Below are 19,013 nucleotides of genomic sequence, written 5' to 3' on the forward strand. Positions count from 1 at the left end.
TCGTTCCGGACGGCGCCCTTGAGGCGTTCTGCCGGGCGGGCGGACTTCAGGGGGAGTCCGTTGTGATCGGCGGCGGCCGGGCGGGCGGGTGTGGGAACCCGGTCTTTCTCGTGGCGAGGCTCCCCTGCGCATGTGAGGGGGCCACAGTTGGGCAGGACCGCTTCCACGACGCCGTTCGTACTGTTCGGGCCGATGGTCCGGCGGGTCGACCGGACGAGCGTCACCGTCGTCGTCGGCGTGCGGGAACGCTGCCAGGCGACGCTCAAGGTGTTCCCGGTCGGGGACGGGTCGGAGTACCCGAGAGGCGCGCCGGAGATGTCGGCCGCGGCGCCGACGGTCCGGTTAGGAGAGTCCCTCCACGTCGTGGCGGTGACGGTGCAGGGCACCCTGGCCGGGGGGCGGCTGTACGGCTACGACCTCGACTTCGGCGGCGACCGGGGGAGCCTGTTCGCCGCGGGCGTCGTGCACGCCGACCCGGCCGAGGCGGCGCGGGCGCTCACCTACCCGGACGGTCCCGGTTACCCGACCTTCCCGACGCCGCCGGACGATCCGAACGACCTGCGCGTCTTCCACGGGTCGTGCCGCAAGCCCCACGGCGAGGGGTACGACCTGCTGCCGTCGCTCGACCACGTCGTGCGCGTGAACGTCGGGGACCCGCGCCTGCGGCCCCAGCAGATGATCATGACCGGGGACCAGATCTACGCCGACGACGTGGCGGACCCGCTGCTGGTGATGATCCAGCAGGTCACCGCGCGGCTGGGGATGGCCGCCGAGACCCTGCCGGCGGACGGCGGCCCGGCCGACACGGCGCTGCGTCCCGGGCTGCGCGCCGACGTGGTGCACGGGCAGGCGCACTTCACCTCCGGCCACTGCGACAGCCACCTGATGTCGTTCCGCGAGTACGCCGGGATGTACCTGCTGGTCTGGTCGGACGTGCTCTGGGACGAGACCGTCCCGCGGTTCGAGGACGTCTTCCCCGAGGACACCGCGGTCCTGAAGGACCCGGCGCGGCGCAGGCCCGGCGAGGACGTCCACAGCCTGATCGTGCGGGGGCTGCCGTACCGGCCGTTCAAGCACCAGAAGGCGATCGCCGAACGGTTCGTCCGGTGGCGGGAGGCCGCGCCGCGGCTGGAGGAGTTCCGCGAGGGGCTCGGCCTGGTCCGCCGGGCGCTGGCCCACACCCCGACGTACATGATCTTCGATGACCACGACGTCTCCGACGACTGGAACATCGGCACCGACTGGATCACCAGGGCCGTCATCGCCGACGGGCTCGGCCGGCGGATGGTGCGCAACGCGCTGGCCGCCTACTCGGTGTTCCAGGGGTGGGGCAACACGCCCGACCGGTTCGCGGACGGGCGGCCGGGCCGGGCGGTGCTCGGGGCCCTGGAGCGGTGGCTGGCCGCGCCCGGCGCCGCGGACGACGCGGCGCTGCGCACCGCCCTCGGGCTGCCCCTGGAGCTGAAGTACGGCGTCCAGGTGAAGCCGCCCGCGGCGGACATGCTGGCGTACCACTACACGATCACGTGGCCGCGGTACCAGCTCGTCGTCCTGGACACCCGGACCTGGCGCCGGTACTTCGGCCAGCGGGGCGTGCTGCTGTACGACGACGGCCCGATGGAGGCGATGCTGGCCGCGGAGCCGCCGCTCGGCGACGACGCGGTGACGATCGTGGCGCAGCCGACCGCGTTCCTCGGGGTGCCGGTCGTCGAGCAGATCGTGCAGCCGCTCGCCAAGGCCGTCGGCGGCCGGTACGAGGCCGACGCGGAGGACGCCTGGTTCCACGACGACGCGTCGATGCACAAGACGATCGGCCGGCTCTGCGCCGCGGCGCCGCCCGGCGAGGACGGGGTGCGGCGGCGCCGCCTCGTCCTGCTCGGAGGGGACGTCCACTACGGCTTCGCGGAGCGGACGCGGTTCTCGGCGGTGCTCCCGTACGCCTGCGGCCCCGACCGGAGCAAGCCGTTCGAGGGGGAGAACCGGACCGAGGCGGTGCTGGCCACGTTCGTGGCGAGCGCGCTGCGCAACCAGGACTTCAAGACCACGCTGCTCAACTGGACGGGGTTCGAGGTCGGCGACGACGTCCCGCACCTGCACTACGTCGGCTGGGCCGCCGAGGACCGCGGCGGGGCGCGCCGGCAGGTGGGCGTCGAGGTGCCGCTGACGGGCGGCGACCCGGTCGGCTGGTCGGTGCAGGGCAAGCCGTCGGTGGGGGAGCTGACCCCGGGACGGATGTTGACCGTCAAGCCCGAATGGCGGCTGGCCTCCCGGTTCGTCCGGCACGTGGAGGACGATCCGCGGCGGCCCGCCGGGACGCCGGTCCCGGTGGGCGACCCGATTGGCAGGACCGGGCCGGAGGCGCTGGCCGAGTACCTGGCGGCGTCCCGCGACTTCGACGGCTACCTCGGCGACTGGGGCAGCGGCAAGGAGATCGTCGGCTACTGCAACCTCGGGGAGCTGCGCTTCTCGTGGGGGGACGGGGAGGCCAAGAAGGCCACGCAGATCCTCTGGTGGCATCTCGACGACCGGCCGGAGCCGGGCCCGCTGACGACGTTCGAGGTCGGCATGGAGTTCGGTCCGTCCCTCACCGAGGACATCCCCTACGGCTTCGTGCTGCGGGAGTACGACCACGACGCGCGCGGCGGCGACGAGGCCGTCTACGACGGGCTGCGCCGCCCCGCCTCCGTCTCCGCCGGGACGGCCGTGGAGCGGCTGCAGAAGGACCTGGCCGAACTCGGCTTCGGGGCCCCGCCGCCCCGCTACGGGACCTACGACACCGACACCGTCCGCATGGTGCGGGAGTTCCAGACCTACGCGCGGCGCGCCCGCGCGGCCCGCGACACGGGCGTCGCCGCCGTCCGCTACTCCGACCGCCTGGAGCCGGTGGACGTGCCGGACGCCGACCGGTACGTCGGCCCGGCGAGCGGGGTCGCCGACCTGCCCACCCAGCTCGCGATCGCGAGGTGGAAGCGGAACCGGTGGCGCTGCCCGGTGGTGGTCGAGGGCTGGCGGACGGCCGGGACGACCCTGGTCGAGCTGGTCGACGCCAACGTGTGGGGGGCGGGGCAGGCCTCGGCGTCCACCACCCTGTTCGCGCGGGACGTCGCCGGCGCCGCCGTCGGCCCGGCGCCGCCCGGCCATCCGGAGCTGACGCCGCTCGGCGCGGTCGCCGTCGACCCGTCCTATCCGGAGGGGGCGGGGCCGGTGGCGCCGGGACGTTCGGAGCTGCTGCCCGAGCACCTGCTGCCGCGGCTGCCGGACGGGCCGTCCGGGCCGACGCTGCCGCAGCTCGTCGCCGGCCGGTCCGACGAGCACGTGGCGAAGCAGCTGTCGACGTTCAAGGTGCTGCGGGGCGTCGCCGAGGCGACGGCCGGGGCCTGGTTCGACGCCGTCACCGCCAACGACGCCGCGCTGCTGCGCCTCGGGCCGTTCGGCTGGGCGGGCGACGGACCGTTCCCGCCCACCACGACCGTGCGGCAGCAGCGGGAGTGGTCGGGGGAGCTGTGGGCCTACCTGGCCTTCCTGCGCGCCACCGACCGCGACGCGTTCGACTCGCTGACGGGCGGCGGCGGGCTCGTCCCGCTGCCCGGCTGGGGGGCCGACGGCGCCGGGCTGCTCGACACGGGGCTGCGGGTGCCGAGGTCGCGCCCGACGCTCACCGCGGAGAACGGCAGGCCGGGCGCGCCGCTGACCCACGCGTTCACGCTGGGCGTGTTCCGCGACTGGCACTGGATCCACCGGTTCGTCACCGCGACCCGGACGGACGCCGCGGTCCGCCGCGGTTTCTGGAAGGCGGCGCGGCAGCGGCTGCACGACCTGCTCGCCGCGCCGTGGGACGGCCCGGCGGCGCCCTCGACCGTGCAGTACGTGCGCGGCGCCGACGGCAACCCGCGCCCGGCGCGGGTGGGGGACCTGTTCACCTCCGAGCGGGCGGCGGGGATGCTCGGCTGCGCGCACCTGCTCGAACCCGGGTTCGTCCTGTCGGCGGCCGACCCGGGCGCGGCCGAGCCGCCCGAGAGCCGGTTCGCGGGACGGGCCGCGACGCCCCTGCACCAGGTGCTGGAGGCCGCGAAGGCGACCGGCCCGGACTTCTCCGGTCCGGCCCACGACTGGACCGACGACCACGAGACCGCGCTGATCGCCGCGCTGGCACGCGCGACGGCGACGCGCGCCGCGCTCGCGGCACCGGTCGATTCGGTGCGGAACTGGCCCTCCTGGCCCACCGGAACCCCCTACACCCTGCCGATCGAAGCACTGCCTCCCGCCGAGCGGAACCTGTCCGGACTGCGCCGCTCCCTGCGCCTGGACACCGACGATCTGCCCAGGAGGCAGCCGTGACGGACAAGACGGACCCGGCAGCGGACAGCGCCACGGCGGTGTCCGGGGACCCCGAGCGCGGCGTCCTCGCCCAGATCCTCACCGAGTTCGCCCTCTTCGTGGAGCCGGCGCGGTCGGCGGCCGACCCGTGGCGGCGCAACCATCTGCTGCGCGCGCTGGGCTGGGACCTGGGCCCGCTGATCGGCTACGACTCGCAGGCCTTCCAGGAGTGGGCGGACGGGATCGACCGCGCGGTCAAGGACATGGCCGAGGCCGCCGCCGAACTGCCGCGCGACTCGCTCGGCGGGCTGATCAAGGCGTTCCAGAAGCTCGGCGAGGCCGCCGGGCCGCTGAAGGCCCTGCCGCCCAAGGTCGGCGGCGAGGTGCCGGACGCGCTGTTCGACGCCATGCTCGGCGACCTGCTGAACCATCTCCCGGCCGCCTACCTCGCGCGCCGCGCCCGCTGGACGCTGCCGGCCGCCGTGCTGCTGGGGATCGTGACCCCGGCGGCGGACCAGGCCGAGCCCGGTCCGCCGATGCCGCCCGGGGACAACCCGATCCGGCTGCCGCGGCGCCGGACCGAGGTCCACCCGGACCGGCTGATCGACCTGCTGTCCGACCCCGGCGCGTACTTCCGGGCGCTGTACGTGCCGGACGGACTGGACACGCCGGAGGCGGTCGACCGGGCCGCGGCCCGCATCCTCCCCAGGGCGGCGGAGCTGCTGCGCGGTCTCGGCCTGGACGCCGCCTGCGGCGTCCGGCCCGGCGTCGGCCCCGACCTCGGGCCGGACGGCGCGCGGCTCGCCGGTCACCTGCTGTCGGTGCGCGCCCGGATCCCGGACGCGGACGGCGGGGACGAGGTGGAGCTCGGGGCGAGCTTCGGCCTCGGCCTCATCGACGGAAGGCCGGCCCTGGTCGTCGTCCCGCGGCTGGCGGCGCACGTGGCGGGCCGGGCCGGCGGCTGGAACGTCAGCGGCGACCTGGAGGTGTCCGCCGAAGCGTTCGCGTTCGGTCCGGGCGGTGTCACGGTGGCGGGCGCGGACCCGGCGGTGCGGGTCGCGGCGGAGGTGGCGCGGATCTCGGCGCCCGACGGCCCGGCCTGGGTGGTGGGCGCGCCCGACGGCGTGCACCTGGCGGTCGGCGAGCTGGTGCTCGCCCTGCGCGCCGCGCTCGGCGCCGGGCGCGACGACATCGAGGTCGGCGTGCGGGCCGGCCGGGCGGAGGTCGTGCTCGCGGGCGGCGACGGCGACGGCTTCGTCAAGCGGGTCCTGCCGCACGAGAAGGTGTCGATCCCGTTCGAGCTCGGGGTGGCGTGGTCGCACCGCGCCGGCCTGCACCTCACCGGGGCCGCCGGCCTGGTCGCGGAGTTCCCGGTGCACGGCACCGTGCTCGGGGTGAGCCCGGAGCTCGTCCGGATCGGCGTCGACGCGTCCCTCGTGGACGAGGCGGTCTCCGCGTGGGCGACCGCCACCGTCTCGGTGCGGCTGGGCCGGCTCACCGCGGTGGTCGAGGACGTCGGCGTCGCCGCCGACCTCACCTTCCCCGCCGACGGCGGCAACCTCGGCCGGGCGAACCTGGCGCCGCGCTTCAAGGCGCCGTCCGGCCTCGGGCTCCACCTGCTGCTCGGCGTGGTGGACGGCGGCGGCTACCTGTCCATCGACGAGCCGCGCGGCATGTACTCGGGCGCGTTCCAGTTCGGGATGGCGAGCAGCATCGCGCCCGGTTCGAGCGGGTTCCGCCTCCAGGCGGTCGCCGTCCTCAACACGAAAACCGCGGACGGGAGGCCGCTCACCGGGCGGGACGGGGGCGAGAGCTACTCGCTGCTGGTGTCCGGGTCGTTCCAGTGGCGCCCCGGCCTGGTGCTGCCGGCCGGCATCACCCTCACCGGGCTCGGCGCCGTCCTCGGCCTCAACCGCCGCGCCAACCTGGAGGAGCTGCGCAACGCGACCCGCTCGCGGAGCCTGGACGCGGTGCTGTTCCCGGCGGATCCGGTGGGCAACGCCCCGGCGGTCGTCGCCACGCTCGGGCGGATGTTCCCGCCCGACCCGACGGGCACCCTCGTCGGGATCATGGCCCGGCTGGAGTGGCTGGCCGGCGTCGTCCGCGCCGACCTCGGCATCATGATCGAGTTCCCGGAGCCGATCCGGCTGATCGTGCTGGGCCGGCTGCTGATCAACTTCCAGGAGGCGGGGAAGTTCCAGCTCGACGTGGTCGGCACGCTCGACCCCGACGCGGGGGAGGTGTCCCTCGACGGCAGCCTCGTCGACTCCAAGCTGTTCGGCCGCCCGGTCAGCGGCGACATGGCGCTGCGGCTGCGGTGGAAGGGCGAGAAGAACTTCGCCGTCTCCATCGGCGGCTTCCACCCGGCCTTTCCCCCGCCCGTGGGCTTCCCGGAGCTGAAGCGCTTCTCGATCAACTTCAACAAGAGCAACGACCTGCTGCGCGTCGAGGCGTATCTCGCCGTCACGAGCAACAGCGTCCAGTTCGGCGGGGCGCTCAACCTGCACTTCGAGTTCTGGGAACTGCGCGTCGACGGCCGCGCCTGGCTGGACGCGGCCATCCAGTTCAAGCCGTTCTGGGTGACGGCCGAGCTGGGCGCGACGGTGTCGGTGAAGTGGGGCGACCGGACCCTGCTCGCCCTCACCCTCCTCATCGGGATCAGCGGTCCCGGCCCCTGGCGGGCGCACGGCGAGGTCAGCGTCCACCTCCTCTGCTGGGAGATCAGCAAGCGCTTCGACAAGGAGCTCGGCGACCCGGCCGAGAAGGAGCGGGAGGCGTTCGTCGACGCGGCCCTCCTGCTGCTGGAGACGCTCAAGCAGCCGGCGACCTGGGACGTCACGACCCCGGACACCGGCGGGGAGATGGCCGCGCTCACCGCTCCCGAGACGACCGCGGGGCAGATCGCGATGCACCCGGGCACCGTCCTCGGCGTCCGGCAGAACCTGCTGCCGCTCGGCGTGGACCTGGACCGCATCGGCACCAGCCGCGTCCAGGGCGCCCGCCGCTTCGACGTCACCTCGTTCACCCTCGGCGGGGAGCCCGGCGACCTCGGCGACCCGATCCACGACTACTACGCGCCGGGCCAGTTCTTCGACCTGACGATGCCGGAGATGGTCGAGCGGCCGCAGTCCGAGCGCCGCGAGGCGGGCCGCAGGCTCGTGGCCCGGCCCGGGACGGCCCTCCCGGACGCCGCGCTGACCGTGTTCGCCGCGGCGGGCGGCGACGAGTCCTACGACCGGATCGTCATCGACGACCCGGACGCGGCGGGCCGTCCCCTGCCCGAGGGCGCCGCCCTCCGCGACGGCGCCGGGCGCTCCGCGGCGCGCGACGGCGCCCTGCTCGCCGCGCTCGCCGGGAACGGTCCCGCCGCGAACGCCCGGACGCGGAGCACCGGTTCCGCCCGCTTCGCCGCGCGGCCGCTCGCCGCCCGGATCGACCACTCGGAGGTGTCCTGACATGGCGGCCGGACTGCGCTTCCTGCCCTGGGTCCGCGACGGCCTGGCCCGCGCCGTCACCGGGACCGACCCGCGGACCGGGCCCCTGCCGCGCGTGCGCGGCGAGATCCCGCTGCGCGTGGAGTTCACCGCCGACGACGGGCGGGTGGTCCCCGCCGCCACCACCGCGGTGATCCACGGCCCCGGCGACGTCACCGGCCTGGACGACCGCCAGATCATCCGGAGCTTCCCGGCGCCCGGCACCGACGGCGCGGAGGACACCCTGTTCGCCGCGGTGGAGTTCGACCGTCCCGACCTGCCCTGGGCGTTCACCCCCGCCGAGGCCGACGGCCAGGGGCGGCTCCGCCCCTGGCTGGTCCTGGTGGCCGTCCCGGCGGCGGACGCGGAGCTCGCCGCGCCCGCCGGGGCGCTGCCGACCCTCACCTGCGAGGTCGGCGAGCTGCCGCCGCTGGGGGAGTCGTGGGCGTGGGCGCACGCCCAGGTGCTGGTCACCGGGGACGGCGACGACGTCGAGGACGTCCTGCGCGACCACCCCGAGCGCACGCTGTCGCGGCTCGTCTGCCCCCGCCGTCTCCGCGCGGGCACGCGCTACCACGCGGCGGTGGTCCCCGCCTTCGAGGCGGGGCGGCTGGCCGGCACGGGCGGGCGGGCTCCGCAGGCCGGGGAGCTGGCGCCCGCCTGGGGGCCGGGGTCCCCGAAGCCCGACCCGGGGGACGTCGTCGTCCTGCCCGCCTACCACCACTGGTCGTTCACGACCGGCCCGGACGGCGACTTCGAGTCCCTGGTCCGCAGGCTGCGCGCGCGCCCGCTGCCGCCCGAGGTCGGCAAGCGGCCGGTGGACGTCTCGGCGCCCGGCGGCGGCCTGCCCGTCACCGAGCCCGCGGGCCGGGAGGGCACCTCGGTGCTCGGCTTCGAGGGCGCGCTCGCCTCACCGGCGATGGAACCGACCGTCTGGGACGAGGGAGTCCGGGCGTCCTGGCGGCAGGTCATCGAGCTGCTCCTGCAGGACACCGGCGAATGGCTCACCCCGCCGCTGTACGGGGCCGCCCACGCGGCGGCGACGGGCCTGCCCGCGGGCGAGCCGGAGTGGCTGCGGGAGCTGAACCTCGATCCGCGCCACCGGGCCGCCGCCGCGCTCGGCACCGAGGTCGTGCGGCGGCACCAGGAGGAGCTGGCCGCGGCCGCGTGGGAGGCCGCGGCCGCCGTCCGGGACCTGAACGAGCGGCTGCTGGCCGGGCAGGCGGCGCGGGAGGTGTCGGCCGCGCTGCACGCCAAGCGGCTCGACCCCAGGCAGCCCGGCCGGGCCCTCGGCGACGCGCAGATGCTCACCGTCGCCCGGCCGGTGCTCGGCGCGGTCGAGGCCCCGCCGGCGTCGTCCGGGGGCGCCGCCCGCGCCGCCGCGGGCCCGTCCGGCGACCCGCCCACCGTGGGCGACGAGCTGGCCGGCAACGCCGGGCTGCGGGCCGCCACGTCGGTGCCGATGCGCCGGCTGCTGCGGCCGCGCGGCCCCCTGGCCCGGCGCGCCGGGGCCGCGCCGGCCGCCGTGGAGCGGCTCGCGACCGGCGACACGGCCGTCCCGCCCGCCGACGTCCCCGCGGGCGGCGCGCCGTTCGAGCAGGTGACCGGGCGGCCGCTGGGAACGCTGGACGAGGCGTCCATCCGCGCCGCGATGGCCGACCCCTGGTGGGACACCGCCCACAGCGCCGCGGTCGCCGCCGCGAGCGTCCCGGCCGGCGTGTCCGATGAGGTGCCGCGGACCCTCGCCACCGCCGGCGGCGACATGGTGCAGGGCCGGTTCTTCGCCGCGACGGACGACGGCCATCTGTTCGAGCGGCGCCTGGTCGAGGGCGGCTGGTTCTGGTACGACCACGGACTGCCGCCCAGCGGTCAGAAAGTGGTGTCCCCCGGGGCCGCGCTGGACTACGGCGGGCCGGTCCGCGTGCTGGTCCGCACGGCCGACGGGCGGCTGTGGGAGCGGCGCTGGGACCGGGTGCCGGGCGCCTGGGCGTGGGAGGACCGCGGGTACCCGCCGAACGGCGTCCGGAGCGATCCGCTCGCCCACGGCACCGGCGTCTACGTGATCGGCGGTGACGGCGGCCTGCACGCCTGCGACTTCGATCCGGCGACCGCCGCCTGGACGTGGCGGGCGCTCGGCAAGCCGTCCACGATCAGCCCGAAGGAGGTGGCCGTCGGGCCGCTCGCGACCCGGGGCCGCGGCTTCCTCTACGTCAGGACCAACCTCGGCGGGCTCCACGCGTGCGTCCGGCAGGGGACCGGCGCCGCGCTGTGGACCGACCTCAACGTCGGGGACGGCACCGTGCCGCTCGTCAACGGCAACCTCTCGGCCGCCTATCCCGACTACGGCGCCTTCAAGGGCATGGCGTACGCCTCCGTCGACGGGAACCTGATCATCACCCGCGGCGACCTCCGCCCGATCGCGAACGCGTGGCGCCCCTACGACGGCACGTCCGTGGTGTCCGTGGCGCGGCAGAGCGGCAAGGACTTCTCGGGGCGCCCCACGATCGGCGTGCTCGTCGTCTCCGACGCCGATCCGAACGACCTCTCGCTCTGCCGGATCGACTCCGTCGCCGACCAGTGGAACTGGAGCGGCACGCGCCTGCGCCCGCCGTCCGGCGGGCTCGCGCTCCGGCAGCCGGGCCCGGTCGCGCTGCGCCCCGGCCGCGACAGCGAGCTGTTCGCCGTCGCCGCCGACGGGCGGCTGGTGTCGGTCGACCACAACGGCCAGTGGCGCGACCACGGCGCCCCCCGGGACCTGCGGGGCGCCGGCGCGCCGGCCGACGTCCCGCCGCCGGAGAATCGGTGGGCGGCCCGCGTCGGCCTGTTCTCGTCCCTGATCGTGGCGGACTTCTCCCGCGAGGGCGGCGCCGGGCACGTCCGGCACCGGGTCGCGCACGGCTTCGACGCGGAGGGACGGCTCGGCGGGTTCTCCGCCGCCCGCACCGGCCCCGACCTCGGCGGCATCGACGTGGAGGTGATGGCGGTCGCCGTGGGACGGATCACCGCGTCCGGCCCGCAGGCCATGGTGGTGCTGGGCAACGTGCTCGGCGACGTCGCCTACCAGGTCGGCTTCGACCTCGACGCCGAGGGCGTGCCCGCCCGCTGGGGCGCGCCGCGTCCCGTGCACGACCCGGTCGGCGCGTCCGTCCGGGGCGCCGACATCGCGCTCGCCGACCTGGACGGCGACGGCCGGGCCGAGCTGGTCTTCGTCTACACCTCCGGCGACAGGATCTGCTACCGGATCGGCTGGCGGATCTCCGACGACGGCGCCGTCACCGGCGGCTGGGGCGACACGGTGACGCTGCCCTACACGGTCGGCGGGCTCGGCGACGTGGCCGTGGACGTCGCCGACCTCAGCCAGGACCTGCGGCCCGACCTGGTCGTGCTGTGGACCGGCGGGAACGAGTGGGGCCGCACCGTCGCCCGGTACGGCGTCGGCCGGACGCTGAACCGCCGCGGCGTCGTCCTCGGCGGCTGGAGCGCGCCCGTCCCCGTCCCCGAGGACCGGGAGGCCGGCTGGGACCACGGCGCCGGGATCGTCGTCGCCGACTTCAGCGGCACGCGCCGGCCCGACCTGCTGGTCTACCGGGTGGGGAGCACCGCGGACGGCAACGACGCCGCCTACCGCATCGGGTTCGACCTCGACCCGGACGGGATCGCGACCGGCTGGGGCGAGTCGCGCCCCGTCGACCGGCTGCCCGGCGCGTCCGTCCGGGGCGGCGGCGTCGCGCTCGCCGACCTGCGGCCGAGCCTCGTCGCCGACCGCGCCGCCATGGGCGACGACTTCATGAAGGCGGCGCTGCGGCACCAGCGGTACCTCGCCCCGGCGCAGGCCCTGGCGCGGGACGCGCGCGGGGAGGCCGTCCCGGTGGACGCCACGGCGGCGGCGGTCCGCGACCGGCTCAGGCCCGAGGACACGGTGCCGCCCAAGGTCCTGGACGGCCTGAGGCTCGGCGACGGGCCGCTCGCCTCGGCGATCCCCGACACCGGCGATCCGCTGCGGCGGCTGCTCGCGGGCGTCGCGTTCAACGTGCCCGCCTACGAGCTGCTGCGCGGCCTGTCGCAGGAGAACGTCGTCCCCGGCCTGCCGGAGGTGGCGCCGGAGACGCTGACCGCGCTGGCCGCGAACCCGCGCTTCATCGAGGCGTTCATGGTGGGCCTGAACCACGAGACGAGCCGGGAGATGCTGTGGCGGGAGTTCCCCGCCGACCCGCGCAACACCTGGTTCCGGCAGTTCTGGGACGTGCGGAACGCGGTCTCGGCCGGCGCCCCGCTGACCGACATCCCGCCGTTCACCGACCCCGCGTGGGGCGCCGGGCCGCTCGGCGCCCACCTCACCGCCGTGGGCGGGCCGGACGAGCGGTCGCTGATCCTCGTCGTCCGCGGCGAGGTGCTGCGCCGCTACCCCGCCACCGCCGTCACGATGCGCGCGGCGACGTGGACGGCCGCCGGCCGGCGCGACGTCACCGGCCCGGACATCCCGCCGATCTTCCACGCCCGGCTGGACCCCGACCTGCTGCTGTTCGGCTTCCCGCTGACCGCCGGGCAGGCCCGGGGCGACGCCGACCCGGCCGCCGGAAGGCCGGGGTACTTCTTCCTGCTGCGCGAGCAGCCCACCGCACCCCGCTTCGGCGTGGACGACCCGCCCGAGGACTGGGTGCCGGGGACGCCCTGGTCGGGCGCCCACTGGGACGACCTGCACTGGGGCCACCTCCCGGCGGACGCGCGGTTCCTGTCGCCGGGCGCGGGCGGGTTCGGCGGCGAGCCCCTGGACGGCGCGGTCTTCGGCCGCAACGCCGCCGACATGGCCCGCGTCGTCCTCCAACGCCCCGCGCTCGTCGCCCGGCACGCGAGCGACCTGCTGCCACCCGACCCGCAGCCGGCCGCCCTCGCCGGAACCGCTGGAACTCTGCGAGCCCTTGGAGCCCTCCGATGACCCGACCGCTGACCGAGCAGGCCCCGGCCGCGGCGTGGACGCTGTCCACCCGGTACCCGGTGACGCTGCTGCCCGTCCGGCTGGAGACGAGGTTCGACGGCACCCGGCTGCTCGTCCGCGTCTACCCCGACCAGATCCACGTCGACTCGCACGAGGCGGAGCTGACCGCGGCGGAGCGGCGGGAAGGCCGCCGCTACTGGGAGCGCGGCGGCGAGCCGGACGCCTGGGAGGAGCTCGTCCGGTACCACGGCGCGCCCCGTGCCACCTGGATCGCCCGGGTGATGCAGCCGGACGCCACCGGGAATTTCCCCGGCCCCCTCGAACGCACCGGCACCTGGATGCGGGCACCGCGCGCCCGGGCGCTGCCCACCCGCTGGCGCTTCTTCGCCCGCTTCGCCGGGGGGCGCGGCATCGAGGCTGACTTCCCCAACGAGGTGCGGCCCGACCTGGCGGTCGGCCCGTCGCCCGTCCGGACCGGCGACGACGCCGCCCGCCCCCTCACCGACGAGGACCCTCCGGTCGACGAGGGCATGCGCTGGCTGGTTGACTTCCAGGCCGCGGTGGACGCCGGGATGGCGGCCGTCGTCGAGGGCGTCACCGAGCACGTCGCGTTCCTCGCCGTGTACGGCGTGGACGAGGGCGCCACCCCCGCGCGGGGCGCCACGATCCTGTCGGAGCTGCTGGAGGCGCAGGCCGCGACGGTCGGGCTCGGGTTCGTCCCGCCCGGCACCCCGACCAACAACACCGAGACCGTGTCCAGCGGCTACGCGCCCCGGTCGCGCGAGGCGGCGCTCTCGGCGCGGGTGACCGGGGCGCCCGCGACGGCGGCCCGCCCGGAGACCGCGGCGGCCCTGCTCGCGGACACGCTGGGCCTCCCGCTCGCCCACCGGGACGGCGACGTCCTGGAGCGGACGCGGCGCGGGCCCGTCCCGTCCGGGGCGGCCACCGCGCTCGGCCGCGCCCCGAACGGCGCCGACGACCTGCGCCGTCCCGGCGCGGCGGTGCGGCGGCTGCTCTGGCCGGTCGGGCTCGACTACCTCGTCCGCCACCTGGCGGACGGCGCGGAGGCGGGCTGGACCGCCGACCTGCCCGCCGTCCGCTCGCACTTCGTCTCCCACGTCCACCCCGACGGGCCGCTGCCCGCGCTGCGCGTCGGCGCCCAGGTCTACGGGGTGCTGCCGGTCGCGTCGATGGCCCGGTGGAAGTCCGGCGGCGCGGGGGAGGCCAGGGCGGTCGACCTGCTCGTCCGGCTGATGAACCGGGTGTGGTCGCGGTCGCCGGTGCCGCGGATCCGCCCCGGCCTCGCCGACCCCGACGGCGTCATGCTCGACATCCTCGCCACCGACGCGCTCCCGCGCGAGATGCGGGTGCGCGGCATGCTCGGCAACGAGTACGTCGCCTGGCTGTGGCGGTTCGCGCGCCTGGAGCTCGGCGGCGACTGGCGCGAGCAGGTGGCCGGGCCGACCCGGCGGCTGCTCGCCGACCTCGGGCTCGCGACCGGCGACGACCCGCGGCTGGCCCTGGCGGTCTTCGCCGACAAGTCGATCCGGCTCGGCACGCCGGTGGCGGGCGCCGACGCGGCGGCGATCCGGGCGTACCTCACGGAACTGGCCGCGCCGGGGCTGCGCGCCGACGAGGTCCCCGTGCCGTCCGGGCCGGCGCCGCTCTTCCAGCGGCTGCTGCGCGCGGCGCTGCTGGGCGAGCACTCCAACGCGGCCGGGCTGATCGAGGGCGTCGGGCAGGTCCCCGACCCCGAGCTGGTGGACGTCTTCCCCCGCGAGGTCACCTCGACGCTCGCGCGGCGCCTCGCGCGGCCGCTGCCGCTGCCCGGCGGCGGCACCGACCCGGCCCTGACGGTCGGCGACTACCTCGCCGCCGCGCAGCGGCCCGGCGACGAGCGGCACGCGGCCGTCACCGCCGGGATCAGGGAGTTCCGCGACGCGCTGGACCGGCTCGTGGACCTCCGGGTCGCCCCGGAGCGCCTGGAGCGTGAGGTGGCGGGCACGCTGGCCCTGACCGCCCACCGGCTGGACGCCTGGATCACCTCGTTCCCGGCGCGCCGGCTGGAACGGCTCGTCCGGGAGCGTCCCGCCGGAGACGCCGCCGGGACGCACATCGGCGGCTACGGCTGGGTCTGCGACCTGGCGCCGCCCTCCGTGGCCCGAGAGGAGGTCCCGCTGCCCGACGGCGTCCCGGAGGGGCCGCTCCAACCGGCCCCGGACGGCGCCGGGCACGTGCACGCGCCGACGCTCGGCCAGGCGGTCACCGCGGCGGTGCTGCGCAGCGGCTGGCGCTCCCACGGCGTCGCGGACGCGCAGCCGGACGATGATCCTGCGGGGCGCGACGAGCAGGGGAATCCGCTGGCCGTCGACCTGACCTCACGGCGGGTGCGGCTGGCCGAGCAGCTGGTCTCCGGCGTCCGCGCCGGGCAGCCCCTCGGCCTGCTGCTCGGCTACCGGTTCGAACGCGGCCTGCACGAGCACCCGGACGGGCCCTTCGACCAGCATCTGCCGCTGTTCCGGGCCGCCGCGCCCGTCCGCGCGCACACCGTCACGCCGGAGGGGACCGCGGAACCGGCCGTGGAGTCGACCGCGGTGACCGACGGGCTGGAGCTTCACCGGCTGTACCGCGCGGGCGACCTGGAGGAGGATCTCGCGTCGCTCCCGCCCGGCGACCGGACGGCGGTCGAGGACGTCCTCGCCGACGTCGCGGACGCCGTCGACGCGGTCGGGGACGCGCTGCTCGCCGAGGGCGTCCACCAGATCGCCCAGGGCAACGCCACGCGGGCAGCCGCCGCCCTCGACGCCTCCGCGCACGGCGCGAGCACCCCGCCGGAGCTCCAGTTCTGCCGCACGGCCGACAGCGGCGCGGCGGTCACCCACCGGGTGCTCCTGCTGTTCAACCACGACGCACGGTTCGACAAGCTCCGCTGGGGCGCCGCCGTGGGCGAGCAGCCGCGGGTCGTCGCCGCGGCCCCCGCCGACGTCCTCGCCACCGCGCTGCTGCCGCCGAACTGGCGGGTCAAGTGGCGCAACACCTGGCGCTCGCCGGACGGGACGCGCACCGCCGTCCAGCCGCCGCTGAGCCTCGACTACCTGCAGATCCCCGCCGTCGACCACGTCGCCGCCCCGGTCCGGGGCGCCGTCCCGGACGCCGGCGCCGAACTGGAGCGACGGATCGAGGCGGCCGCCTGGCCGCGCCGGGACGCCTCGAAGATCGGCGAGGACTGGACGCTGGAGCCGGGCTTCGAGCGCGACCCCGCCTGGCCGTACGACCAGGTATCGCTCGCCGAGTTCCTGGAGGCGGCCTCGGCGGTGCGGCGGCTGCTCACGCAGTCGCGGCAGGTGGAGGCCGCCGACCTCGACGGGCCCGGGTCCGCCGCCGAGAGCGGGTTCGACCAGGCGACGCGCAACCGCGCCGACTTCGCCTGGCAGCTCGCCGGCACGGCCATCGCCGGCCTCGCCGGGGCGACCGCCGCGGCGGTGCGCCCCGCCCTGCGGACCGCCGCCGGGTTCGGCGTGCTCGGCGCGGTGGCCCCGCCGCCGAGGTCCGGCACCGAGCAGCAGGTGCTGGAGCAGGCCGCGTCCGCGCGGGCCGAGCTCCGGCAGCGCCGGCTGGCGCACTGCCGGCTGGTCGCCGAGTTCCGGGGACGCCCGCTGACCTGCACCGCCGAGACGTGCGGCTGCGCCATCGCCGACTTCGACGTCCCGGCGGCCGGCCCCGCCCGGCGCCGCGAGTTCCAGACCGCCCGGCTCCGGACGCTGTTCGGCCAGGACCTCCCCGTCCTGCAGTCGGTCACCCTGCCCGCCCCGGGCCCGCTCGCCGCCGCCCTCGCGGCCGGGAACGAGCTGGAGGGCGGGTCGGCGCACGACGTCCGGCGCTGGCTGGCCAAGTACGCCCGGGTGCGGCCGAAGCTGGCGAACCTCCAGAAGGTCCTCACCTACACCGAGGCGCTGACCGGGGCCGGCGCGGCGACCGTCCCCGCCACTCCGCGCGCCGTCCAGCTCCCCGGGAAGCCGGGCGAGCGGTGGGCCGGGGAGAGCCCCCCGGACGGCGACGTCGTGTCCATGGCGGTGATCACGGTCGGGGACCTCGACCTCACCCGGCCCGTCTCCGGCCTCGTCGTGGACGAGTGGACCGAGGTCGTCCCGGCCGCCCGGCGGACGACCGGGCTGGCCTTCGAGCACGACGCGCCCGGCGCCGCCGCGCCGCAGGCCGTGCTGGTCGCCGTGCCCGCCGACGACGCGCCCACCTGGGGCCCCGACGCCGTCCTCCAGGCGCTGAACTGGGCCTTCATCCTGACCACGACCCGCGCCGCCGACCTCGACTCGCTCGGCGACATCGGGCAGATCCTGCCCGCCGCCCACTTCCCGGTGAACATGGCCGAGCCGGGCACCTCGACCGACTTCGTCCCGGACGCCGCGGCCCCGGACGGCCCCGCCGCCGCGCCGGCCACCACGGAGGGAACGCGATGACCGTCTCCGACACCCGGGCCGCCGCGGAGCCCGCCGAGCCCGAGCACGTCCCGTCCATCACCACCTGGAGCCGGCTGGAGCCGCGCACCCGCGCGGAGGACCTCAGCCCGGCGCTGGAGGCCCGCACCGCCGACCCGCTCTGGCTCCTCGCCCGGCAGTGGCAGCTCGGGGAGTTCCAGGGCGAGGACGCGGGGACCCCGGTGCTGGCCAGGCTCGACGTCGAGTCCGCCCGGTTCGCCGAGGTCCGGTACGGGCCCTCGGGCGGGCCGGCGGCGCCGCTGCCCGCCGGCCGCCCGCTGGAATCGGCCGTCGAGGCCGAGGACGCCGCCGGGGCCCACGACCTGCGCTGGGCCGCCGAGACCGGGCAGGAACTGCTCCGCTTCCTCGCCGAGCACGGCGCCGGCGCCCTGCGGGCGGCGGTCGTCGCCCGCTACCCGATCCCGAGCCCGCCGCCCGCCGGTCCGTCCGAAGCCGACGAGGCGACGGCCGGCTACCTGCGGATCATGGCGGGACGGGCGCCCCACGGCACGGACGTGCTGCGCGACCACGCCAGGGGCCGGTTCCCGGGGACGGTGCCGGTCCCGCCCGAGCTGTCGGCGGCCGTCGCCGCCGCCGTCGCGGGGTGGCTGGCCTGGCTCCAGGCGGGGGAGGGCCCCGCGACCGACGGGTTCCTTCCGCTGGTCGACACACCGGGCGCCGGCGCCCGCGCCTGGCAGCGCGAACGGCTGGAGTACGCCTTCGCGGCCGCCGCCTCCGACTCCGTCGGCGAGACGGTGCTGACCGCGCCCGAGTACGACGGCGACCGGCTCGACTGGTACCAGCTCGACCACGACCCGGACGCCGCGCTCGGCGCCCCGTCCGATGCCGCGTCCCATTCGGAGCGCCGCACTCACGTCGTCGTCCCGACCGTGGCCGCCTACCCCGGCATGCCCGCGACGCGGTTCTGGGAGATGGAGGACGCCGACGTCAACCTCGGCCGGATCGGCGCGGGCACCACCGACCTCGCCCGGATGGTCCTGCTGGAGTACGCGACCGTGTACGCCAACGACCACTTCGTCGTCCCGGTGGAGGTGCCGAGCGGATCGGTCACCCGCGTCCGCTCGCTCGTGGTGACCGACAGCTTCGGCGTCCGCACCCTCGTCCCCCCGGCGGCCTACGGCGCCGCCGACGCCGGGCGCGGCTGGGGGCTGTTCCGGCCCGCGTCCGCGCGCGGCGGGCCGCCGGCGCCCCTGCTCGTCCTGCCGCCCACCACGTTCTCGACGCAGAGTTCGGCGCCCGTCGAGGACGTCCGGTTCCTGCGCGACGAGACCGCCAACCTCGCCTGGGCGATCGAGCGGACCGTCACCGGCGCCACCGGCGAGCCGATCGACCGGGACGGCCAGGTCCCGCGCGCCGGGATCCCGCCGCGCGCCGAGGTCCCCGGCCTGCCCGAGCTCACCTACACCTTCGCCACCACCGTGCCGGAGAACTGGGTGCCGCTCGTCCCGGCCCCGGCCGACGGGCGGCCGGACGGCATCCGGCTGCGCCGCGTCCCCCTCCAGCAGCCCACCAGGGACGGGACGCCGGTGCCGGTGATCGGGCACAGCCGCGTCCTCGACTGGACGATGGAGAACGACACCGGGCGGGTGGCGAGACTGGAGATCCCCGAGGAGGAGGTCGGCCGCGCCGGGACCCGCGTCGTGCGGGAATGGCGCCTCGCGCGCTGGACCGACGGCTCGGTGCACCTGTGGCTGGCCCGCGCCAAGCGCACCGGAGGCGGCACCGCCTCCAGCGGCCTGCGCTACGACGCCGTCGGCCCGCGCTGACCCGCCC

General features: G+C 76.8%; 5 protein-coding genes. All 5 read left to right on the top strand.

Features of this window, described 5'->3' with window-relative positions; all coding sequences use genetic code 11:
* Window positions 1-147: 147 nt before the first annotated feature.
* The 5 genes from AB0C87_RS20055 to AB0C87_RS20075 are packed head-to-tail and all read left to right on the top strand — an operon-like array spanning window position 148 to window position 19,006.
* The gene (locus AB0C87_RS20055) at window positions 148-4,338 is read left to right on the top strand and encodes a peptidoglycan-binding protein (RefSeq protein WP_360578893.1); all 4,191 of its coding nucleotides are present in this window, start codon (window positions 148-150) and stop codon (window positions 4,336-4,338) included.
* Window positions 4,335-7,772 carry a DUF6603 domain-containing protein gene (locus AB0C87_RS20060; RefSeq protein ID WP_360578895.1) on the top strand — a complete coding sequence of 1,146 codons (3,438 nt, stop codon included), beginning with the start codon at window positions 4,335-4,337 and terminating at the stop codon, window positions 7,770-7,772. The genes AB0C87_RS20055 and AB0C87_RS20060 overlap by 4 nt, the downstream gene beginning before the upstream one ends.
* 1 nt (window position 7,773) lies before the next feature.
* Window positions 7,774-12,726 (top strand): hypothetical protein, encoded by a 4,953-nt coding sequence (locus AB0C87_RS20065; protein WP_360578897.1) that lies wholly within the window; start codon window positions 7,774-7,776, stop codon window positions 12,724-12,726.
* Entirely contained in the window at window positions 12,723-17,201 is a 4,479-nt protein-coding gene (locus AB0C87_RS20070) for a hypothetical protein (protein ID WP_360578899.1), read from the top strand. The genes AB0C87_RS20065 and AB0C87_RS20070 overlap by 4 nt, the downstream gene beginning before the upstream one ends.
* Window positions 17,198-19,006: a hypothetical protein gene (locus tag AB0C87_RS20075; protein ID WP_360578900.1), complete on the top strand. Its 1,809-nt coding sequence runs from the start codon at window positions 17,198-17,200 to the stop codon at window positions 19,004-19,006. The genes AB0C87_RS20070 and AB0C87_RS20075 overlap by 4 nt, the downstream gene beginning before the upstream one ends.
* Window positions 19,007-19,013 lie beyond the last annotated feature (7 nt).

The sequence above is a fragment of the Actinomadura sp. NPDC048021 genome (assembly GCF_040653135.1).
Lineage (GTDB): Bacteria > Actinomycetota > Actinomycetes > Streptosporangiales > Streptosporangiaceae > Spirillospora > Spirillospora verrucosospora.

Excerpts from the sequence above, each read along its gene's own strand:
- AB0C87_RS20065 (WP_360578897.1), top strand. The coding sequence starts at position 7,774 with ATGGCGGCCGGACTGCGCTTCCTGCCCTGGGTCCGCGACGGCCTGGCC.
- AB0C87_RS20070 (WP_360578899.1), top strand. The coding sequence starts at position 12,723 with ATGACCCGACCGCTGACCGAGCAGGCCCCGGCCGCGGCGTGGACGCTG.
- AB0C87_RS20075 (WP_360578900.1), top strand. The coding sequence starts at position 17,198 with ATGACCGTCTCCGACACCCGGGCCGCCGCGGAGCCCGCCGAGCCCGAG.